Raw genomic sequence first — 20,914 nt, forward strand, 5'->3', positions numbered from 1 at the left:
GATTACATACTCGTATTGATGGTTGTCGGGTTTTCTTCGGCACCATCCGGTTGGGTCATTCTTGGGTCCTGAGACGTTGGCTGAGGCTGCACCTGCTGCCGATCCGACTTATCCTTCGGCGGAAAATAAAGCGGCCCTTTTAAACCACAACCGACCAGGCTCGCCAGCGCCAGCGCCATCGCTAACTGGCAAATTGTTTTATTCATTATCATTCTGCTCGTGATTGATGCTTAGCTCAATTGCTTATCTTCGCAGGTGAACGCTGAAAAGCAATAGGAATTGGCGATTCACTGTGGTGGGGCCTGTCGCAATTTCATTATTTTCCCTCCGGGGCCATCACGTTATACTCAGCCAAACGACAAAGGAAATCATAATGAACGACAGCGAATTTCACCGTCTTGCAGACAGCCTGATGCTTACCATTGAAGAACGCCTCGACGAGAATAACGATCACGGCGATGCAGACATTGATTATGAGAATAATGGCGGTACTTTAACGCTCAGTTTTGAAAACGGCAGCAAAATTGTCATCAACCGCCAGGAACCTCTCCATCAGATCTGGCTGGCGACAAAAGCAGGTGGCTATCATTTTGAGCTGAAGAATGAGCACTGGATTTGCAATCGCAGTGGTTTTGAATTCTGGCAATTACTGGAAGAGGCGTGTGCCGCTCAGTCTGGCGAAAAGATTCCATTTAAATAAATGCGATCCGCTGGGGCAGCTATCCTGCTCCAGCGCCACATGCATTTAATGTATCTGATAACGCTGAATGTAGTCGTTGTTATCATTATCCGGCAGGCTGGCACAGATTTGCGTCAGCGTCTGACTGCGGAAGGGAATAACCTGAAAGTTCCCATCTGCCTTCACGATTTGATAGAACTGCGGCAAATTAAAATTGATAAAACTCGAACCATAGGTAAAGCGATCGTGTGATGACGAGTAAAAACGGCTGACGTCACGTACCAGCTCTTCTTTGCTGCCTTCGCAATGATGATAGATCTCCACACGGTTTGTTTCATCCAGGATATAAATGTTAAAGCCGTGATCGTCACTGGTATCTTCAAAAAAGAATTGGATGATCCCCTCACTGGCGTAACCGTTTACCACATTCGGTAAGCGTGTTTGCTCGGTCTCAACCTTGATCGACAACCCGTGCAACTTGTTGTGGGAGATAGCACCATAGAATTCTACCGCATTTTCCAGCTTCTGCACTGACACGCTCAGGCGTTCGAAGAACAGTCCCCACGTTTGGCCTGCGACGCGCACCGCTTTAAACCGGCCGGGTTCCTGACGCGTGCTGGAGAGGCGCAGCTCAATACATTCGGAAACCAACTGCTGTACACGCGTACGAATAAGACCGCGCAAATGCTGGCTGTAACAAAATACCTCAACGGCATCAGGCGGTGCAGCATCCTGGTGCATTTTCCCCAGAATCGTTTTCAGCGCTTCGGTCATCGCCTGTTCACCATTAAAGTGCAGCGTACGGACTTCATTCCACGAGTTACGATAAAGCAGATCTATGCTGCCCACTAAACACTGCTGCTGCTGACCAAAACTGAAAACGTCCAGCTTACGGAAATCGAAATGCACGACCTGATTACGGAACGCCGATGTCGGATCATGCTCCAGATTTACGATGATCGCCAGATGACGAATTTCACAAGGGCTATAAAGCGCTTTCGGCGTCGGCGCAGGCAACCGCAAAGGGAAGTGGTGCGACACATCCGCCACCAACTCCTGCAAACGCGGCAAATCGCAAATATCATTGCCCTTAATATGCAGTCGCGTTTTCGCCGTCAGCAAACCATTAAACCATGCCCAGGCCACTAACTTATTCAGATAGCGGTTATATTCCAGTGGCTGGTGGCTAATGATCGAACTCATATCGGGCGACTGATTATAGAGGTACCAGCCGGCACGATTAGCACGCCCCGTCGGTACGTGAATAAATGTCAGGTGCGGCTCTGAGAGATCCGGTGATATTTGCGGGTTAACCAGCGTGACTTTACCGGGCAACGCCTCAAAGGCCGCATACAGCTTACGCGTTAGCACCCCAATATCCTGCGGACTGGCGCTAACGCTTAAGTTGTTCCGACGAGCAAAGCGGATCAAATTACGATAACTCTGCATCATGGCATCCAGCAATTCATTGTGCGCTTCGCGGACACGCTCAATTTTCCAGTCTGCGCGGCTGTCCAACATTACAACGCGTGCGTTATCCCAGCCCCACTCTTTGACCAGTTGGTTCAGGATCTCACGACGCCAGCCTGATTTACCCGACTCAACGTCAACCGACAGTTTTTCACACACCTTCAGGTAGAAACAGCGGCGAACCAGATCGAGACGTGCATGATCATCAATGCTGGTCAGATAATGCGTGACGCGCTCCAGCATCATACAGTACGAATCAAGACCAAAAGAGACGATCTCACCATCATGCAAACGCTGCTTAATATCCATTGCTAACAACTTGGTGTCCGGATATTCCCAGGAATAGGCTTCCAGCAACAACGTTTTTAATACGGCCTTATAAGGAGAATCGATACTTTTATACAGTTGCCATAAGCTGGCCCCAAAATACTCTTCCGCTGAAAGCGTGCCGAGGCCGCCAAGATCCAGCCATTCGTTTGGCGTCAATACGCCCTGCGCGTACAGCGACATGACGTAATCGTCATAATGTTCTTCTTCTTCGCCAGGCACCATATTCCACAGAATACGTTTGCCTGCCATCCGTACAGCGGTACGGTAAAACTCATCAAGCAGCAGGATATGTTGCGTTGAGCCGCAGTCTTCACCACCCAAATTTCCGCTTTCGTTATGACGAAAACGATTTTCATCAATCAGGAAAAAGCTCACCTCAAAGCCCATCGCCGCGCACCATTTCTGCAGCAGCGTGCATTTTTTTTGCAGGCGCAAGCGCTCTTCGTTATCCAACCAGGATTGATGGCAGACCCAGATATCAAGATCGGAGGTAATATTCTGACCGACCGATGAAGTACTGCCCATGGAGTAAACCCCGGTAATCGGCATTTCTCCCTTCGGCGGCACAGCAGCATTCGCCCCTGATTTTCCTTCGATATCATTCAGATAACTAATTTGATTTTCATCAGGCGTGAAAAAGCTGATACCATGTGGAACGTTACCTTCAAGGTAACCCGGCATCAGCGGATGATGATAATGTAATAAGGTCGGCAGCAGACTGTACACCTGCTGGAAAGCAGGTCCCATGGCAGCCAGTGCACGATCGACGCGCAGCTGGTTGATGGCATCCAGTCTCTGTTTCAATGTCTCAATGTAGAGGTACAAGACGTCTCGCCTGATTATCCCAGTGCTTACAAAAAAACCCTGTTCCCAAAATCCGCCGCTTGCTTTAAAAATAGTCGTGCGAATTATTGCTGGAAACGTGATCAATCTAACACCTGACAGATTGACCGTAAAGAAAGTTGCGCTACACAACATTTTAGCACGTTTACGGCCACCCATCCCGCTCAATCCTTTATGCGTACTTTTCCCGTCGCTTAAAAAACGTTGCAACTGACAGTTTTGACTTATCAATGATAGGATAATCAATGAACGATCAAAACGGTAAAGAGCATGTTAGACAAAATTTTAAGAATTGCCACCAGGCAAAGCCCGCTCGCTTTGTGGCAAGCACAGTATGTTCAACAACGTTTGATGGCTTGTCATCCCCAGCTTAGCGTTGAATTAGTCCCGATGGTTACTCGTGGCGATGTGCTACTGGACACACCGCTAGCCAAAGTCGGTGGTAAAGGCTTGTTTGTGAAAGAACTGGAACTGGCGCTGTTGGAGGGCCGTGCGGATATCGCCGTGCATTCAATGAAAGATGTGCCTGTCGCCTTTCCTGAGGGGCTTGGGCTGGTCACTATCTGTGAGCGGGAAGACCCTCTGGATGCCTTTGTTTCCAATCTGTATGAGCGTGTTGATATGTTACCGTTGGGCGCAATTGTGGGCACATCAAGCCTGCGCCGCCAGTGTCAACTGAGCGAACGTCGCCCTGATTTAGTGATTCGTACACTGCGAGGTAACGTTGGCACGCGTTTATCGAAACTCGATGCCGGAGAGTATGATGCCATCATCCTGGCTGCTGCTGGTTTGAAACGCCTTCAGTTACAGGATCGCATTCGCCATACCATGCCCGCAGAGGAGTCTCTGCCTGCAGTCGGCCAAGGTGCCGTGGGCGTTGAATGTCGCCTTGGCGATAGTGAAACGATTGAGCTGCTGGCCGCCTTAAACGATGATGATACTTCAGTACGCGTAAAGGCCGAACGTGCAATGAACACTCACCTTGAAGGCGGGTGCCAGGTACCAATTGGTAGCTATGCGGTGCTGGAAGGCGATAACCTCTGGCTGCGCGGATTGGTTGGTTCGCCTGACGGTAAGAAAATGATACGCGGTGAGCGCCGTGGCCCTCGAGAAGATGCAGAAAAAATGGGTATCTCGCTAGCTGAAGAACTACTTGATAACGGTGCACGCGCAATCCTCAGCGACATTTATCAGGGAAATCCGCCCGTATGACTATTCTGGTAACCCGCCCCTCTCCCGCAGCCGAAGAACTGGTCAGCCGGCTGCGCGCCCTGGGAAAGGTTGCCTGGAGCTTACCGCTAATTGAGTTTACACCCGGCCGCGACCTTGACCATTTGCCACAGCTGCTGGCAACGTTACAGGCTGGTGATATGGTGTTTGTTCTGTCACAACATGCTATTCATTACGCACAATCTGTTATTAATCAGGCCAGAACCGAATTAACATGGCCGGTTAACCTGAACTACTATGCAATAGGGCGCAGCAGTGCGCTGGCATTGCATACCGCAAGTGGTATGCAGGTGGAATACCCGCATGAGCGTGAAACCAGTGATATCTTAGTCCAGTTGCCCGCCTTATTGCGGGTTGCAGGCAAGCGCGCATTAATTCTGCGAGGTAACGGCGGGCGCGAGCTATTAGCAGAAACACTAAGCGAACGTGGTGCTGAAGTAACATTCTGCGAATGCTATCAGCGTTGTGCAAAAATTTATGATGGCTTCAGTGAAGCCCGACGCTGGCGTGAACGCAACATTAATACGCTGGTCGTAACCAGCGGAGAAATGCTACAACAGCTTTATTCACTGTTCCCCGAGAGAGATCGCAGGGAATGGTTATTACACTGTCGGCTACTTGTCGTCAGTGAACGTTTGGCTACCCTGGCCAGGGAATTGGGCTGGCAAGCGATTACGGTAGCTGATGGGGCTGATAACGACGCGCTCCTGCGCGCGTTACAATAAACTTATAGATGGGAAGTGCCATAATGACGGAACAAAAAGATTCCTCCGCCATAGTTGATGATGCCGCAACAACGGTTGAAGCAGCGACGCCTGAACAGCCGCAAAAGGCAAAAAATGCCGGAACGGCCCTGGGCGCAATTGCGATTGTAATTGCCCTGGCAATGGGGGTTGGACTTTATATTAATGGTAAATATCAGGAACAGCTGCAAACAGAGGCAAATCAGGCGCTGACAACAAAGCTTGAGGAATTGCAGCGGCAATCCACCAGTGACAAACAGCAACTGACGCAGCAGCTCGCGACACGTGATAGCGCATTGCAGACCGAACGCGATCGCCTCAGTGCCACCAGCCAACAACTGGATGAGCTAAAAGAAAAAGTGACCACCATTTCTGGTAATGATGCCCATACCTGGCTGCTGGCGCAGGCTGATTATCTGGTGAAACTCGCGGGTCGTAAATTATGGAGCGACCAGGATGTCACCACTGCCGCAGCCCTGCTCAAAAGCGCAGATGCCAGCCTGGCTGACATGAACGATCCCAGCCTCATCGATGTGCGTCGTGCATTAACTCACGATATCAGCGAACTTTCGGCAGTAAGTCAGGTTGATTACGACGGTATTATTCTGAAGTTGAATCAATTGGCTAATGGCGTGGACAACCTCCGCCTTGCTGACAACGATAATGATGATACGCCGATGGATGCTGACAGTAATGAACTTACCTCATCTCTGAATGAGTGGCGTCAAAATCTGGTAAAAAGCTGGCACACTTTTATGGATGATTTCATTACTATCCGGCGCCGTGATAATACTGCCGAACCGCTTTTAGCCCCCAATCAGGATGTCTATCTCCGTGAAAACATCCGCTCACGTCTGCTAATTGCCGCACAAGCCGTACCACGTCATCAGGACGAGATCTATCGTCAATCGATTGATACCGTTTCCACTTGGGTACGAGCCTGGTTCGATACTAACGATCCCGCGACAAAATCTTTTTTGGCCCAGCTTGATGATTTAAGCCAGCAAAACGTGTCAATGGACGTACCGGATGCGCTGGAAAGCCAGCCAATGCTCAATAAACTGATGCAAACACGCGTGCGTAATCTGCTGGCTCAGCCGTCAGCATCATCGCAACCACAGGGAGAATAAGCATGCTCAAAGTTCTGTTGCTTTTTCTTCTGTTAATCGCAGGCGTCGTGATTGGCCCGATGATCGCAGGCCATCAGGGCTATGTCCTGGTTCAAACCGATAACTGGAATATCGAAACCAGTGTGACTGGTCTGGTTATCATATTGATCGTCGCTTTACTGATCATTTTTGCTCTTGAATCAATCTTACGCCGGATTTTCCGTACCGGGGCCAGAACGCGAGGTTGGTTCCTTGGACGTAAACGTAGCCGAGCGCGTAAACAGACCAATGCTGCATTAATCAAGCTGGCTGAGGGTGATTATAAACAGGTTGAGAAGCTCCTATCACGCAATGCCGACCATGCAGAACAGCCCGTAGTGAATTATTTGTTAGCTGCCGAAGCTGCCCAGCAGCGCGGCGACGAGATCCGCGCCAATCAGCATCTGGGACGTGCCTCCGAGCTGGCAGAAAGCGATCAACTTCCTGTTGAGATCACTCGGGTACGCATTCAACTGGCGCGTAACGAAGATCATGCAGCCCGACACGGTATTGACCGTTTGCTGGAAATCGCGCCACGTCATCCAGAAGTGCTGAGGCTTGCCGAGCAGGCCTATGTGCGTACCGGCGCATGGAGTTCCATACTGGATATTCTGCCTTCGATGGAGAAAGCGCAGGTCAGCGACGATGCGCATCGACAAGCACTTCAGCAACAGGCATGGCTTGGTCTGATGAATCAGGCAATGGCAGATCAGGGTAGTGAAGGTTTGAAGCGCTGGTGGCAGGATCAAAGCCGTAAAACGCGCCACGAAACGGCATTGCAGGTTGCAATGGCAAATCATCTTATTGAATGCGACGACCATGAAACTGCACAGCAGATCGTTTTAGATGGTCTTAAGCGTCAATATGACGAACGTCTGGTGTTATTAATGCCGCGCCTCAAAACAGGCAACCCTGAACAACTTGAGAAAGCCCTCCGCCAGCAGATTAAACAGCATGGTGCAACAGCATTACTCCATAGCACGCTGGGGCAGCTGTTGATGAAGCATGGCGAATGGGAGCAGGCGAGCGAGGCTTTTCACGCAGCCTTGCAGCAGCGACCCGACGCGTTTGATTATGCCTGGCTGGCCGATACGCTGGAGCGTCTGCATAAACCCGAAGAAGCGGCACAAATGCGACGGGATGGTTTATTGCTCACGCTGAAAAACTAGAGGCTGAAACACACCATACAATACCGGAGGCCATCGCCCTCCGGTTTTTTTAGTCTGATTTTAAGCAAAAAAAAACCTGCCAAAATGGCAGGTATAAAGATCAGATCGGTAAGACAACCGATTGGTACCAGACTCAACGTAATGCCCACTTTCCAATAAGGTCCTCTAGCCCTGCATACTTCGCGTTCAGTCAACAAACCTGCACTTTGAAGTATGAGAGAAAAACGATATTGGCTGGTCGGGCAACAAGTACCGTAAATTGGCTCTGCATCATTCCCAATTTTATGAAGCATCAGCAAACATAAGGGGTGGAATGAGCATCTACATATTTAGTATTGCACAACGCGTGCCAGTGTAGAATTTCCCTTATTCCGAATAATGCAACCTACTGATTTTATATTCTTATTTATTCAAACTATGAAAAATCAGGGAGCCATACTGTCGCTATCATGCTACGGTTAGCCTTTATCATGTCGTCATAAAACGACAGTTAAAAAGACATCTGTAAAAAAAATTATAAAACAAATAGTTATACGTCTCTACTTTGAGACACCTTATGTGGTTCAGCTGTATTTCACAGGATTGAGCTTCACTAAACTCCAGACGAAAAAAAAACCTGCTTTTTAAAGCAGGTTTCTTAAATAGGGTCGCCGAGAGAGGATGAACGCTCTCTGCGAGAGCCGCCCTGCGGGCCGTTGCTGAAGCAACGTTGTCTCGCTGCATTCGGCTCAAACCTCCTTCGGAGGTTCTCATCCTCTTTGAACTCCAGACGAAAAAAAACCTGCTTTTTAAAGCAGGTTTCTTAAATATGGTCGGCGAGAGAGGATGACCGCTCTCTGCGAGAGCTGCCCTGCGGGCCGTTGCTGAAGCAACGTTGTCTCGCTGCGCTCGGCTCAAACCTCCTTCGGAGGTTCTCATCCTCTTTGAACTCCAGACGAAAAAAAACCTGCTTTTTAAAGCAGGTTTCTTAAATATGGTCGGCGAGAGAGGATTCGAACCTCCGACCCACTGGTCCCAAACCAGTTGCGCTACCAAGCTGCGCTACTCGCCGAAATAATGCTGGCACTTTATTTTGCGTGGTGCGAAGAGAGGGACTTGAACCCTCACGTCCGTTAAGACACTAACACCTGAAGCTAGCGCGTCTACCAATTCCGCCACCTTCGCGTACCTTGCAAAATTTGGGGTGGCTAATGGGACTCGAACCCACGACAACTGGAATCACAATCCAGGGCTCTACCAACTGAGCTATAGCCACCACAGTTACTTCTTTAACTAACACGGTATTACATACCGCCGCAGCTCTATGCGCACAAAAATAATGGCGCGCCCGACAGGATTCGAACCTGAGACCTCTGCCTCCGGAGGGCAGCGCTCTATCCAGCTGAGCTACGGGCGCGTAGCGCCGTTGCGGATGTGCATACTACGGATCCGGGCCGAACCTGTCCAGTGCTTTTTTCACAAAAAAACGCGTTTGATTACGCTTTGCGCATTCCGTCGAAACAACCGCCGTTTTTGTCGCATCGCTACCATGCAAAATGCAGCTAACCTACCGGAAAACCATCGCTTAGAGTTGCCCACGATAATGATAACCCAGATATTTCAGCAGTCGGAGCTGCCTGCGCAAACGGCTTGGCTGAAGGATCAGGCGATAAAGCCACTCCAGTCCCAAATTTTGCCAGATCAGTGGGGCACGCTTCACATGGCCGGTAAAAACGTCATAAGTTCCACCTACGCCCATATAGAGGGCTTCAGGATACAGAGCCTGGCAATCCCGCATCACAATTTCCTGCTTTGGCGACCCCATCGCCACCGTCACTATTTTCGCACCACTCTCCCGAACCCGCTGAAAAAGCGCATCACGATCGGCAACATCAAAATAGCCATCCTGGGTACCCACAATATTGAGGTTCCACTGACGACGCAGCTTATCTTGCGTTTGTTCCAGTATCTGCGGTTTACCACCGATCAAAAATACCGGCACCCCTTCGCGCCCAGCCCGCTCCATCAGCGCTTCCCACAGATTTGCCCCGGCAATACGCGTCACCTTAGCCTGTGGGTATTTTTTGCGTATCGAACGCACAATACTGATGCCGTCAGGATACTTATACTCTGCTGCTGCAATTAACTGATGAAAATCTGCATCGCTCTCTGCGGTTAACACTTTTTCAGCGTTTATCGCCACCAGAGAACCCGTTTTTACTCTGCCACCAGCAAAAAGAAAATCCAAAAACTGGGGCATATCGCGAAAACCATATAGCGTCAGCCCCCTGATCTGATACTGCGGTGCAACAGGAATATTATCCATTCGTTTCCCTTACATCGTTCCGATCATTTAATCGGTAGAGAATTTATTGTGGTATCAGCGGGTAAGCGCGACCCCGAGAGAAGTGCTGCCGAATGAGACCGGCACGATCAAACAGCCAGTACAGCAGTTTCGCCACTAGCACGCACGCCCCAAAAACAATACAGAAAAACACCACGCGCGAGACAAAAGCATCCAGCCCTTCCCGCGCCAACACAATCATATTAAACACCGCGCCAAAGCAGAAGCTTTGTAAAATCGCCGCTTTGTAGCGGTTTTTCTCGTATTTTCCCAACGCATAAAGCCAGTCGAACCATTTAATGATAAAACCCACCACAATCGCGCCCAACGGGATAAACGCCACGCCCCCCATGACAAGCAGTGAACCAATAAGCGTGGGCGAAATCGCCAGCCCTGAGTGGTTATTCAACACTTCCCAGGTAAAGTAGTTACCGCTATTCAGCACGACTTGAGGACGCTCCGGCCAAAGCCAACTGGGAATAAAAACATAAAAGTCGCGCACAATCGGTGCTAATCCCTGAAAATCGATCTTGTCGTAATTTTGCAGCAATAATCCGAGGTTTTCCCACGGCGAAAAGGTATCACGCGTTAAATAAAGGAAAGTATAAAATGTCTCAGCACCACTGACATCCAGGTTATAGCGTCGCATCGCCAGTAAAAACATGCCAAGGATGCCTAACACGCCTGCAACGGCCAGCATCCACAGTGTGATCCAGCCGCGGATAATCCCTATAAACAAGAACAACGCAAAAGCAATGATGATATTGGCACGCGTTCCACCAACAATGACATACGTCAGCAAACCGAAAGCTACGGTGCTGACAAGGAAAAGTAACCAGGTACGAAAATTCTGCCGCAGGAAATAGATCACTAACATGGCGGGGATGAAAAAATAAAAAAAACGCTTTAGGGCAACCCCAGAAACGTCACTGGAAAAAATCTGGCTGTAGCTGCGCAATTTCAACAGTAAAAAGCCATTGTGCATGAAGAAGATGCCCACGGTGACCAATGCGATGAGTGCCAGCAGCATCCAGACCAAATGCGTTTCAACGCGATTCATGCTAAATAGCGGTCGTCGAGACCGGTCGCCATGCGCGCGAAGACGTGTCTTATAACTGACATAATAGATCGCATAGAACCCCGTCGCGGCCAACAGCGCCTGCAACAGATACTCGGAGGGGACGACTTTGACATCAAACTGAAAGACCAGCAGGCCAGTAAGCGGAAAACCGAAGTAGAATGTCAGTAAAAAAAGCAATGAAAAGAATACGTTAAAATTAAAGCGCACACGGCGGAATTCGCGCCAGGTGAGCGTGAGGATAAAGCCAAGTGATAACAGATAAACCGTCAATAACCCGCTAAACGCCATCATGCTCATGCCCTATCCCCTTCAGCAAGCAACAGTGCATGTTTCCAACCATCAATATAAGCCGGGTCAAAGAAGGCAATGCGCTGTTTATCCAGCAGGCTCATCTGTCGTCGTGCTTCCGCAACCAGCGTTTGATCCAGCGGGTCATCACTGAAGAGCACTGGAACGTGCTGTCCTGCTAAATCTTGCCAGAAGGGATTCTCCCGGCTTAGCACAAACGGTACGTTAGCCTGGATCAACAAACATAATGTCCCAATACCCTGCTGACGTTTAAAAATAAAATAGCCTAAATCACACTGGGCGATCAGCTGCAAATATGCGGTGAAATCGAGCTTTTCCGTAAGCAACTGCAAATTCTCTGCACGGAATAGCGCTTCACCAGCACGGCGGATCTGACTGATATAGGCATCATTATCCGCCGGGTACCCTAACGGCACCACTACGTTTACGTTATCGCCAAATTGCTGATAAATAGCCTCTAACGCTTCAATGTGATGATTACTGGCATCCCCGGAATTACCCACCAGAATGGTAAACGGATGAGAAGGCGTGATAATCTCCGGAAGCTCACTTGGCATCCGTGTCGGAAAGTAGAGCAAAGATACCGGCGTACGTGGATGCCGCCGTTGGTAATGATTGATATCACCTTGCGTGGCAAAAACATGCCCCACCCGCCCTTGGGCAAAACGGCGCAGCAAATAGAACACGCGAAATTTCAGGCTACCTGATTCTTCATACAGGTCAGCCCCCCACACATGCCAGAATACTTGCGAAGAGCGTAACTTGCCGCTCAGAATAGCCAGCCATATCCCAGAATTGAATTGTCCGTGAAAAAAGAAACGCGTTTGTCGATGTTTGGCTCGCTGGATTACCGCCTGTGCCAGCGCTTTTTTTGAGGGAAAACACTCAATATTCAGCTGAGGAAAATCCGTGAAAACACGGGCGTCTTCGGCAACCACCATAAAATGGCGGGCACCGTCAGCAGGCTGCTGTATGCTCATCACGTCATTAAAAAAACGTAATACCGTTTGGTTATGGTGCGGGATAGGCGATCCCAGTACGTGAATCAGTGTATTCATGCTCTTCGACGATAAATAACAAAGGCGCCACAACAGAGCGCAAAATAGAGGATATAGGTTGCCATATAGGCCTGTGCTGCTCCGGTCGCGCCATAGAGCGGGATGAGCCAGCGAGAAAATGCCGTTAACAGAATCAACTGGCTAATTTCCGTCAGAATATAGAGCCGAAGGGACGCTTTGGCGATCACCAGATATCCGAAAATATAACATCCGACTTTGAATACATCACCGATTAGTTGCCAAATAAACAGATCCCGCATGCCGCTAAACTTGCTGGTAAAAAGCAGCCAGATAGTAAAATCACGCAGTAACCAGACGCAAAAACTGGCGGCTGCCACTGCTGGTATCACAAAGCGTAACGCCCGGAAAATTTCATTCGCGATGTCAGCTTTATTATTTAGGCGTGAAAGCGTAGGCAACAACCAAACGCTGAAGGTGGCAGTGATGAATTGTAAATAGGCATCAGATATGCTGGTCACGCCCTGCCATAACCCAACCGATTCCCAGCCATAGCGGGACGCCAGCAAGTTACGCATCATGACCCAGGCAACAGGTAATGTCACTGAGGTGATTAACGCCATCAGCGTAAATTTGCCAAGATTTCTCGCCAGTTCGCCGTGCCATTGTGGCTTCAGGTAATGCAGTGGCAGGTGGTTACGCTTTGCCAGTATTAACACTGCGGGAATCACGACCAGCGTCGGTACGAGGGCTAACCCGACCAGCGCTCCACTGTACCCGCCCAGCCTGTAGCAGGCGTACCATGCCATAACGCCGATCAGGCTACCGATAATCAGCGCCAGCGCATTCCCTGCCGCATCACGAAAACCTTTCATGATTGCCAGCGATAAATTGGCCCAGGCAATGCCCATTTGCAGGAAAGCAACGATACGGACGACGTTTTGATAATCAGAGTGGCCAAACAGTCCAACACTGACCGGTTTTGCCGCCAGCAAAAAAATCACTGCCAGTAAGGTAGAGAATCCAAGCACCATACTGGTTGCAGTACCCGTAACGGCGTATAACCGATCGGGCTGCTGCTGATATTCAGCAACGTATTTGGTGACGCCGTTAAAAATCCCGGCACCGGCCAATACCCCCAACACGGTAATCAACTGACGAAAATTTCCCGCCTGTCCTACACCACCCGGCCCATAGCTGACCGCCAGCAGTTTCACCACCAGCAAGCCCGCTGCAATTTTTACCAGCGTGGACGCCGCCGTCCACACTGACGCTTTTGCCAGTGACATATCAGGAGAAAAAACTCAGTAGCGAGTTAATTACCGTGCTCTGGTTATTATCGGATAAATTGTAAAACAGTGGCAAACGCAGCAGCCGTTCACTCTCGATCGTAGTGTAGCGATCGTCGCCGTCAAAACGACCAAACCGTTCTCCCGCGGGTGAGGAGTGCAGCGGAATGTAATGGAAGACCGCAAGAATTTCCGCCTCTTTCAACCAGTTGATAATCGCACTACGATCGTCGTTGTTCTTGAGTTTGATATAAAACATGTGGGCATTATGCTGGCAATGCGTAGGCACCGAGGGCAGCGTAATCCGGCCAGCCTCGGCAAGCGGCAGTAATGCCGTATAATAACGCTGCCACAGACGTAAACGCTGCTCGTTGATGCGGTCCGCCGCTTCGAGCTGCGCCCACAGGTAAGCCGCCTGAAGATCGGCCATCAGGTAGCTGGAGCCGATATCGCGCCAGGTATATTTATCTACCTGTCCACGGAAGAACTGGCTGCGATTAGTGCCTTTCTCACGAATGATTTCCGCCCGCTCCACGAGCGAGCTTTCGTTGATGAGTACCGCCCCACCTTCACCACCGGCCGTATAGTTTTTCGTTTCGTGAAAGCTAAAACAACCAATGTGACCAATGCTACCCAGCGCTTTGCCTTTGTATTCTGACATCACGCCCTGTGCCGCATCTTCAATAACCATCAGACCGTGCTTTTGTGCCAGTGCCATAATCGTATCCATTTCACAGGCTACGCCCGCATAATGGACCGGTACGATCGCACGTGTCTTATCCGTAATCGCCGCTTCTATGCGGGTTTCATCGATATTCATGGTGTCTGGTCGGACATCAACAAACACGATGGTTGCACCACGTAAGACAAAAGCATTAGCCGTTGATACAAAGGTATAGCTCGGCATAATGACTTCATCACCGGGCTTAATATCGATCAGGATCGCCGCCATTTCCAGAGATGCAGTACAGGATGGCGTCAGTAATACTTTTTTGCAGCCAAAGTGCTGCTCCATCCACTGCTGACAGCGGCGCGTAAAGCCCCCATCACCGCATAATTTACCGCTGCCCATTGCCGACTGCATATATTCGATTTCGGTTCCCACCACCGGTGGAGCATTGAATGGAATCATCAGATTACCTGTATAGCCAGTATGCAGTGCTTTCAAGTGAAGCTCCGCAACGAAGATAAAGCCGCATTGCGGCAAGATTACTTAATTGGGTCGCCACTCGCAGACTGGAGAGCCTACGCGCCTGACACCAGTCGGCGGCCGCGTTCATCAAGCGTGTTCCAACACCCTGCCCCTGCATTTCTGGCAGTGTTGCCAGCAGGCCGATACGCGCGGCGCCGTTATCCAACTCACGTAACGAGACAAACCCCTGCAACGCCCCCGTCTCACCGACTGCCAGCAAACACTGATTGTCAAAGGTGCCACGCACCGCATTTTCAATCCACTGCGCGTAAAAACGACCGCTATCACCCGCTTGATACCAAGGTTCGCGAAAACGGCTACGAGCAAAAGCCGCACTGGCTGCATCACGTAATAACGGTATATGCTCCACACGGGCAATACGAATGCCGGACTGCCGCTCGGTGGATTCAACGTTAAGTTGCAGCTCAGCTTCGCCTTCAACCAGCCTGAAGCCCTGTCCGGCAAGCACATCTAACAGGTCAGTCCGGTCTGCGCTCACTTTCGCCTGTATCCGCTCATAAGCTTGCATTTGCAGAACATCCAGCGGTTGAGCGTCATCAAAGGTAAGCCTTGCACTTTTTATCCCAAAAAAGTGACTTTCCCACTCAAGGGGGCTAATACTGGCGAGGACGGGCATGAAGAAGATCCAGTAAATATTTGCCATAGCCGGTTTTTGACAACGCGGCTGCCGAACGACGCACGTCGTCGTCGTTTAACCAGCCATTGCGCCAGCCAATTTCTTCCAGGCAGGCGATTTTGAATCCCTGACGTTTCTCGACCGTTTGTACAAATGTACTCGCCTCTATCAGGCTGTCATGAGTCCCCGTATCCAGCCAGGCAAAACCGCGCCCCAGCAATTGCACGGTCAACTCACCATTATCAAGATACATCTGGTTTATTGAGGTGATTTCCAGTTCTCCGCGCACGGAAGGCTTTACCTGTTTAGCGTATTCCACAACCTTGTTGTCATAGAAATATAGTCCGGTCACCGCCCAGTTTGACTTTGGCCGCGCAGGTTTTTCCTCTATCGAAATCGCACGAAAATCATCATCGAACTCCACCACGCCAAACCGCTCAGGATCCATCACCTGGTAGCCAAATACCGTCGCACCGGATGTTTTCGCTGCGACGCTTTTCAGCTTCGGACTAAATCCCTGACCAAAGTAGATGTTATCACCCAATACCAGGCAACATGATTCATCACCGATAAAAGTCTCACCTATAATAAACGCCTGTGCCAGGCCGTCGGGATGGGGTTGCTCAGCATACTGAAGGGTAATGCCAAACTCTGCGCCATCACCAAGCAGACGCTGATAATGTGATTTATCTTCCGGGGTGGTAATAATCAGGATTTCGCGGATTCCAGCCAGCATCAGGACAGAAAGCGGATAATAAATCATCGGCTTGTCATATATGGGCAAAAGCTGCTTCGATATTCCACGCGTGATCGGATACAGCCGGGTTCCTGAGCCACCAGCAAGAATGATACCTTTCATAGCATGCTCCTCTGTCTTGCGCTTAACGCGTGGTGGTCGTTGGTGACAGGACGGGATGCGCAGCCTGATAGCTACCATCCAGGATAGCTTGCCACCAGCTTTCGTTTTCTAAAAACCAAGTGACGGTTTTACGGATACCGCTGTCGAAACTCTCTTGCGGGCGCCATCCCAATTCTCTCTCAATTTTACCCGCGTCAATGGCATAACGCTGGTCATGGCCAGGTCGGTCAGTCACCCAACGAATCAAATCGCGATACTGTTTGACGCCTTGCGGTTTATTCGGTGCCAGCTCTTCTAAGAGCGCACATAAGGCTTCCACCACATCAATATTGGTACGCTCATTATGGCCACCGATGTTATAGGTTTCGCCAGGCTTCCCCTGCGTGACAACCTGGTACAACGCACGCGCATGATCTTCGACATACAACCAATCACGGATCTGTCTGCCGTTGCCGTAAACAGGTAGTGGTTTCCCCGATAACGCATTGATGATCATTAACGGGATCAGTTTCTCCGGGAAATGGTAGGGGCCGTAATTGTTCGAGCAATTTGTCACAATCACCGGTAAACCATAGGTACGCCACCATGCCCGTACCAGGTGGTCGCTACTGGCCTTGCTGGCAGAGTATGGACTGCTGGGAGCATACGGCGTCTCTTCAGTGAAAAAAGCCTGGCTGTCGTCCAGATCGCCAAAGACTTCATCGGTAGAGATATGGTGAAAAATAAAGCCTGCTTTTTTCTTTGCATCCAGCGAGGCCCAATAATGGCGGCTCGCTTCCAGTAACTGCCAGGTACCGACAATATTCGTTTCGATAAACGCAGCAGAGCCATCAATCGAGCGATCGACGTGGCTTTCAGCCGCCAGATGCATAACCAAATCAGGTTGGAATGCCGTAATAACGCGATCAACTTCACTACGATCGCAGATATCCACTTTTTCAAACGTAAAGCGTGCATTGCCAGCAACCGATGCCAGAGAGGCCAGATTGCCAGCATAACTGAGCTTATCGATAACCCTCACCTGATGCGTGGTCTGCCCGATGAGATATCTGACGACAGCAGAACCGATGAATCCGGCACCTCCAGTAACAAGGATACGTTTCACCGCCACACTCCTTTGGTATCCACAATCCATTCCTGTTTAATTCGTGTGGCATCGATCGCTTTAAAAGGATGATGGTCAACCAGCATCACCAGAATATCGGCATATTCAAGGGCATCGTCAATGGAAACAAGGGTTGCGGCATTCGCCAGTTTTAAGGGAAGGCTATCTATATTTGGTTCAATGACCCATGTTTCACCAACGTTCCAGTTCGCAATTAAATGCGCAACTTCCATCGCCGGACTTTCACGTAAATCGTCAATATTGGGCTTAAATGCCAGACCAAAACAGGCAATTTTCAGCTCGCTGGCGCGCTTATTACTGGCTATAAGGCAATCCGCAACGGTGTTTTTCACCTGTTTCAGAACCCAATGCGGTTTATCATCATTAACCTCACGAGCAGTGCGGATAAGCCTTGCCAGCTGAGGATTCTGGGCGACGATAAACCAGGGATCGACTGCGATGCAGTGCCCGCCGACACCCGGACCTGGCTGAAGAATATTCACTCGCGGATGGCGGTTTGCCAGGCTAATCAGCTCCCAGACGTTTATGCCCTGTTCGGCACAAATCACCGATAACTCATTGGCGAACGCAATGTTAACGTCGCGAAAACTGTTTTCAGTCAGTTTGCACATCTCTGCTGTGCGCGCATGGGTCGTGATGCACTCACCCTCAAGGAAAATAGTATAAAGCTCGCTGGCGCGCGCCGAGCAAACCGACGTCATTCCGCCAATTACCCGATCGTTTTTAATCAGCTCAACCATCACCTGCCCAGGCAAGACGCGCTCAGGACAATAGGCAATATTAATATCGGCCTGTTCACCCACCTGCTGCGGAAAACGCAGATCGCGCCTTGCTTCCGCCAGCCACTCAGCCATTTGCTCCGTGGCGCCGACGGGCGATGTCGACTCCAGAATCACCAGATCACCCTTTTTTAATACCGGTGCCAGCGATTTTGCCGCTGCCTCCACATAGCTCAGATCGGGTTGATGCCCATCTTTAAAGGGTGTCGGTACCGCAATCAAAAACGCATCAGCGGCAACCGGCTGGGTAGCAGCAGATAAAAACCCGTTCTCCACCGCCAGCTTTACAACTTTATCAAGATCGGGTTCAACGATATGAATATCACCGCGATTGATGGTTTCTACCGCGTGAGAATTAATATCAATTCCGACAACTTTTTTCCCTTTTGATGCAAAAGCCGCTGCGGTTGGCAAACCAATATAGCCCAAACCTATAACGGAAATCGTTTTGAAACTCATAGTGTTACTCTATTATTTTTAAGCGCTTGTATAATACGCGCGCAGGCATGTCCATCGCCATAAGGATTGTGGGCGCGACTCATCGTCTGATACGCCTCGTCGTCTGTTAAAAGACGTGTGACTTCCGCCAGGATTTTCTCCACATCGGTTCCTACCAGACTAACGGTTCCCGCCTCAACGGCTTCGGGACGCTCTGTCGTATCACGCATAACCAATACCGGTTTACCTAACGACGGAGCCTCCTCCTGTATGCCGCCAGAGTCGGTCAGAATTAACCATGAGCGATGCATCAGCCAAACAAAGGGCAGATACTCCTGCGGCTCAATCAGGACAATATTTTCAATATTCGACAGGATGCGGTTAACCGGCTCACTGACGTTAGGATTAAGGTGCACAGGGTAGACGATTTGCACCTCAGGATGTAAACGCGCAATGTCAGCCAGTGCCTGGCAAATACGTTCAAATCCGCCACCAAAGCTTTCACGACGATGCCCAGTGACCAAAATCATCTTCTTCTGTGGCTGTAAAAAGGCGTAACGCGTTGTCAGGCTGCTACGCAGCGCTTCATCACCAAGTATTCGGTTTCTTACCCATAGCAATGCGTCAATCACGGTATTTCCAGTAACGAAAATACGCTCACCACTCAGATTTTCACGAAGCAAATTCTGCCTCGAGGTTTCCGTTGGCGTGAAATGAAAAGTAGCAAGGTGGCCTGTCAGTTTACGGTTTGCTTCTTCAGGCCACGGAGAGTAAAGATCGCCAGTGCGCAAACCGGCCTCAACGTGGCCCACAGGAATACGATGATAAAAGGCAGCGAGGCTAGCTGCCAGCGTTGTGGTGGTATCACCATGAACCAATACGACGTCAGGCTTAAACTCATCAAAAACTGCCTTCAAATCTTGCAAAATACGGCAGGTAATTTCGGTCAGGCCCTGCTCAGGACGCATGATATTCAAATCATAATCAGGCACCAGGGCAAAAAGGCGCAGCACTTGATCCAACATTTCACGGTGCTGCGCAGTGACGCACAGACGTGAGTCGATATCAGGGTCGTCAGATAGGGCTTTTACCAGCGGGGCCATTTTTATGGCCTCAGGTCGCGTGCCGAAAACGGTCAATACTTTCACGGTATCTCTCTTAATTCGTCTGCAGTAATACGGAACCAAATGAGCGCTTGATTAAGCGCGTGGTCGACGTATCAGCGCAATGCCCGCGCCAATTAGCGCCCCAACTGCACCCCACATAATCATTAAGAACAGGCGACGCGGACTATCACGCTTAACAGGTTCTTCTGGCGTACGCAGATAACGGTACGTCTGGAATTTAGCATCCAGCGTTGGCCCGACATTCAACGTCAGCAGCATCGCTCTGTTTTTATCATAATCGAGATCGTAACTTGGACCGCTTGCCTGAAGATTTTCCAGACGAGCTTGCAGCATGGGACGTCCGAGCAAAAAGAGTTCAGAATCCGGCAACTGTTCGGAAGGCGTCGTGGTTTTGAGCTGTTCAACCCCCTGCTGTTGCGCGATTTTTAGCGCTTGCTGAACATTATGCAGCTGGCGATCATAAATAGATTGAGCAACAGTCTCCTGCCGTTTTACCTGTGCCTTCAACTGCGTTTCACGGGCATTCCAGCCGCCCGTTAACTCGTCATTTAAATGACGAGCAGCGCGCTGGCTGGCAAAAGCGACATACTGGCGCAGCAGATTATTAGCATCCGCTGCCGTTTCAGCCATTAGCCTGACACTATCGTTAATGTTTTTTGCTGCATCTGCGGCGGTAAACTCAATATTACCCACCATCTCATCAAGCAATGCCGCATCCTTTTTCGCATTACCATTTTTACGCTGTTTGTAATAATCCGTTTGTAACCAAAAATCACGTCGCGTGTCGTAAGCCGACAGTTGCATGACAAACTCCTTGTAAGCATCGTCCATTACCGTTGGCTGCGGGGTTGCAGCCACTGTATTGATGCGTGAATCCAGATTTTGCAGAAATTGCTGCTGAGAATAAAAGCCACCAAGCATATTCACCGTTGGACGATCGGTTATCGCCGCCGCACTCCACTGCTGTTTAACCAGCAAGGAGTAGATAAAAGCAGCAGCAATAAACAGTAGTGCCATACCGGCAATCCAGTGCTTTCCCCGCCACAGGGTGCAGCAGAGCCCACGAATATCCAACTCATTTTCCACCCGGGCCGAGTGTGAAAAAACTTCAGAATCTGTTTTCATG

18 protein-coding genes, 4 tRNA genes and 2 other RNA genes are annotated in these 20,914 nt (G+C 50.0%); 5 read left to right on the plus strand and 19 right to left on the minus strand.

Annotated elements, in window-relative coordinates; translation table 11 throughout:
* Positions 1–2: 2 nt before the first annotated feature.
* Positions 3–206 (minus strand): LPS translocon maturation chaperone LptM, encoded by a 204-nt coding sequence (lptM, locus tag J1C60_RS17500; RefSeq protein WP_128176326.1) that lies wholly within the window; start codon positions 204–206, stop codon positions 3–5.
* Between the two features lie 167 nt (positions 207–373).
* Here lptM and cyaY point away from each other — a divergent pair, with 167 nt between their 5' ends.
* Positions 374–700, plus strand: a complete 327-nt coding sequence (cyaY, locus tag J1C60_RS17505) for an iron donor protein CyaY (protein ID WP_128176328.1) — start codon at positions 374–376, stop codon at positions 698–700.
* Between the two features lie 45 nt (positions 701–745).
* On the opposite strand, the gene J1C60_RS17510 is transcribed toward cyaY, so the two are convergent.
* Positions 746–3,304 carry a class I adenylate cyclase gene (locus tag J1C60_RS17510; protein ID WP_128176330.1) on the minus strand — a complete coding sequence of 853 codons (2,559 nt, stop codon included), beginning with the start codon at positions 3,302–3,304 and terminating at the stop codon, positions 746–748.
* A gap of 288 nt (positions 3,305–3,592) precedes the next feature.
* On the opposite strand from J1C60_RS17510, the gene hemC reads away from it, so the two are divergent.
* From hemC to hemY, 4 genes are read left to right on the plus strand one after another with little or no spacing between them, the layout of a single operon-like run.
* The gene (gene hemC / locus J1C60_RS17515; RefSeq protein WP_128176332.1) at positions 3,593–4,534 is read left to right on the plus strand and encodes a hydroxymethylbilane synthase; all 942 of its coding nucleotides are present in this window, start codon (positions 3,593–3,595) and stop codon (positions 4,532–4,534) included.
* Positions 4,531–5,277, plus strand: a complete 747-nt coding sequence (gene hemD, locus J1C60_RS17520) for a uroporphyrinogen-III synthase (RefSeq protein WP_128176334.1) — start codon at positions 4,531–4,533, stop codon at positions 5,275–5,277. The genes hemC and hemD overlap by 4 nt, the downstream gene beginning before the upstream one ends.
* Before the next feature lie 23 nt (positions 5,278–5,300).
* Entirely contained in the window at positions 5,301–6,425 is a 1,125-nt protein-coding gene (hemX, locus tag J1C60_RS17525; RefSeq protein WP_128176336.1) for a uroporphyrinogen-III C-methyltransferase, read from the plus strand.
* 2 nt (positions 6,426–6,427) lie between these two features.
* On the plus strand, positions 6,428–7,612 hold the full coding sequence (gene hemY, locus J1C60_RS17530) for a protoheme IX biogenesis protein HemY (protein WP_128176338.1): 1,185 nt from the start codon (positions 6,428–6,430) through the stop codon (positions 7,610–7,612).
* 644 nt (positions 7,613–8,256) lie between these two features.
* On the opposite strand, the gene J1C60_RS17535 is transcribed toward hemY, so the two are convergent.
* From J1C60_RS17535 to wzzE, 17 genes are all read right to left on the minus strand, one after another.
* A non-coding RNA gene (locus tag J1C60_RS17535) (RtT sRNA) lies at positions 8,257–8,386 on the minus strand.
* A 35-nt stretch (positions 8,387–8,421) separates the two neighbouring features.
* Positions 8,422–8,551: non-coding RNA, RtT sRNA (locus J1C60_RS17540), on the minus strand.
* A 35-nt stretch (positions 8,552–8,586) separates the two neighbouring features.
* Positions 8,587–8,663: transfer RNA gene (locus J1C60_RS17545), tRNA-Pro, on the minus strand.
* A 26-nt stretch (positions 8,664–8,689) separates the two neighbouring features.
* Positions 8,690–8,776 (minus strand) — tRNA-Leu (locus J1C60_RS17550).
* A 15-nt stretch (positions 8,777–8,791) separates the two neighbouring features.
* A tRNA-His gene (locus tag J1C60_RS17555) sits at positions 8,792–8,867 on the minus strand.
* Between the two features lie 64 nt (positions 8,868–8,931).
* Positions 8,932–9,008 (minus strand) — tRNA-Arg (locus J1C60_RS17560).
* 168 nt (positions 9,009–9,176) lie between these two features.
* The gene (wecG, locus tag J1C60_RS17565) at positions 9,177–9,917 is read right to left on the minus strand and encodes a lipopolysaccharide N-acetylmannosaminouronosyltransferase (RefSeq protein WP_128176340.1); all 741 of its coding nucleotides are present in this window, start codon (positions 9,915–9,917) and stop codon (positions 9,177–9,179) included.
* Between the two features lie 43 nt (positions 9,918–9,960).
* Positions 9,961–11,313 carry an ECA oligosaccharide polymerase gene (gene wzyE / locus J1C60_RS17570; protein ID WP_128176342.1) on the minus strand — a complete coding sequence of 451 codons (1,353 nt, stop codon included), beginning with the start codon at positions 11,311–11,313 and terminating at the stop codon, positions 9,961–9,963.
* A complete protein-coding gene (locus J1C60_RS17575) occupies positions 11,310–12,383 on the minus strand; it encodes a TDP-N-acetylfucosamine:lipid II N-acetylfucosaminyltransferase (protein ID WP_128176343.1) in 1,074 nt (357 codons plus the stop codon). The genes wzyE and J1C60_RS17575 overlap by 4 nt, the downstream gene beginning before the upstream one ends.
* Positions 12,380–13,630: a lipid III flippase WzxE gene (wzxE, locus tag J1C60_RS17580; protein ID WP_128176345.1), complete on the minus strand. Its 1,251-nt coding sequence runs from the start codon at positions 13,628–13,630 to the stop codon at positions 12,380–12,382. Before wzxE ends, J1C60_RS17575 begins: the two co-directional genes overlap by 4 nt.
* A 1-nt stretch (position 13,631) precedes the next feature.
* Positions 13,632–14,762: a dTDP-4-amino-4,6-dideoxygalactose transaminase gene (gene rffA / locus J1C60_RS17585; RefSeq protein ID WP_128176347.1), complete on the minus strand. Its 1,131-nt coding sequence runs from the start codon at positions 14,760–14,762 to the stop codon at positions 13,632–13,634.
* A 4-nt stretch (positions 14,763–14,766) separates the two neighbouring features.
* Complete coding sequence (rffC, locus tag J1C60_RS17590; RefSeq protein ID WP_128176391.1) at positions 14,767–15,459, minus strand: dTDP-4-amino-4,6-dideoxy-D-galactose acyltransferase; 693 nt, start codon at positions 15,457–15,459, stop codon at positions 14,767–14,769.
* Positions 15,437–16,318, minus strand: coding sequence for a glucose-1-phosphate thymidylyltransferase RfbA (gene rfbA, locus J1C60_RS17595; protein ID WP_128176349.1), 882 nt, complete (start codon positions 16,316–16,318; stop codon positions 15,437–15,439). Before rfbA ends, rffC begins: the two co-directional genes overlap by 23 nt.
* A 22-nt stretch (positions 16,319–16,340) precedes the next feature.
* Positions 16,341–17,423: a dTDP-glucose 4,6-dehydratase gene (gene rfbB, locus J1C60_RS17600; protein WP_128176351.1), complete on the minus strand. Its 1,083-nt coding sequence runs from the start codon at positions 17,421–17,423 to the stop codon at positions 16,341–16,343.
* Entirely contained in the window at positions 17,420–18,682 is a 1,263-nt protein-coding gene (gene wecC, locus J1C60_RS17605; protein ID WP_128176352.1) for a UDP-N-acetyl-D-mannosamine dehydrogenase, read from the minus strand. Before wecC ends, rfbB begins: the two co-directional genes overlap by 4 nt.
* The gene (wecB, locus tag J1C60_RS17610) at positions 18,679–19,809 is read right to left on the minus strand and encodes a non-hydrolyzing UDP-N-acetylglucosamine 2-epimerase (RefSeq protein WP_128176354.1); all 1,131 of its coding nucleotides are present in this window, start codon (positions 19,807–19,809) and stop codon (positions 18,679–18,681) included. Before wecB ends, wecC begins: the two co-directional genes overlap by 4 nt.
* A 51-nt stretch (positions 19,810–19,860) precedes the next feature.
* A complete protein-coding gene (gene wzzE / locus J1C60_RS17615) occupies positions 19,861–20,913 on the minus strand; it encodes an ECA polysaccharide chain length modulation protein (RefSeq protein ID WP_128176356.1) in 1,053 nt (350 codons plus the stop codon).
* Between the last annotated feature and the right edge of the window lies 1 nt (position 20,914).

Origin of the sequence: [Pantoea] beijingensis (genome assembly GCF_022647505.1) — a bacterium.
Lineage (GTDB): Bacteria > Pseudomonadota > Gammaproteobacteria > Enterobacterales > Enterobacteriaceae > Erwinia > Erwinia beijingensis.

Coding starts and splice junctions, on each gene's coding strand:
- lptM (WP_128176326.1), bottom strand. CDS start 206: ATGAATAAAACAATTTGCCAGTTAGCGATGGCGCTGGCGCTGGCGAGC.
- cyaY (WP_128176328.1), top strand. CDS start 374: ATGAACGACAGCGAATTTCACCGTCTTGCAGACAGCCTGATGCTTACC.
- hemC (WP_128176332.1), top strand. CDS start 3,593: ATGTTAGACAAAATTTTAAGAATTGCCACCAGGCAAAGCCCGCTCGCT.
- hemD (WP_128176334.1), top strand. CDS start 4,531: ATGACTATTCTGGTAACCCGCCCCTCTCCCGCAGCCGAAGAACTGGTC.
- hemX (WP_128176336.1), top strand. CDS start 5,301: ATGACGGAACAAAAAGATTCCTCCGCCATAGTTGATGATGCCGCAACA.
- hemY (WP_128176338.1), top strand. CDS start 6,428: ATGCTCAAAGTTCTGTTGCTTTTTCTTCTGTTAATCGCAGGCGTCGTG.
- wecG (WP_128176340.1), bottom strand. CDS start 9,917: ATGGATAATATTCCTGTTGCACCGCAGTATCAGATCAGGGGGCTGACG.
- wzyE (WP_128176342.1), bottom strand. CDS start 11,313: ATGAGCATGATGGCGTTTAGCGGGTTATTGACGGTTTATCTGTTATCA.
- J1C60_RS17575 (WP_128176343.1), bottom strand. CDS start 12,383: ATGAATACACTGATTCACGTACTGGGATCGCCTATCCCGCACCATAAC.
- wzxE (WP_128176345.1), bottom strand. CDS start 13,630: ATGTCACTGGCAAAAGCGTCAGTGTGGACGGCGGCGTCCACGCTGGTA.
- rffA (WP_128176347.1), bottom strand. CDS start 14,762: ATGATTCCATTCAATGCTCCACCGGTGGTGGGAACCGAAATCGAATAT.
- rffC (WP_128176391.1), bottom strand. CDS start 15,459: ATGCCCGTCCTCGCCAGTATTAGCCCCCTTGAGTGGGAAAGTCACTTT.
- rfbA (WP_128176349.1), bottom strand. CDS start 16,318: ATGAAAGGTATCATTCTTGCTGGTGGCTCAGGAACCCGGCTGTATCCG.
- wecC (WP_128176352.1), bottom strand. CDS start 18,682: ATGAGTTTCAAAACGATTTCCGTTATAGGTTTGGGCTATATTGGTTTG.
- wzzE (WP_128176356.1), bottom strand. CDS start 20,913: ATGAAAACAGATTCTGAAGTTTTTTCACACTCGGCCCGGGTGGAAAAT.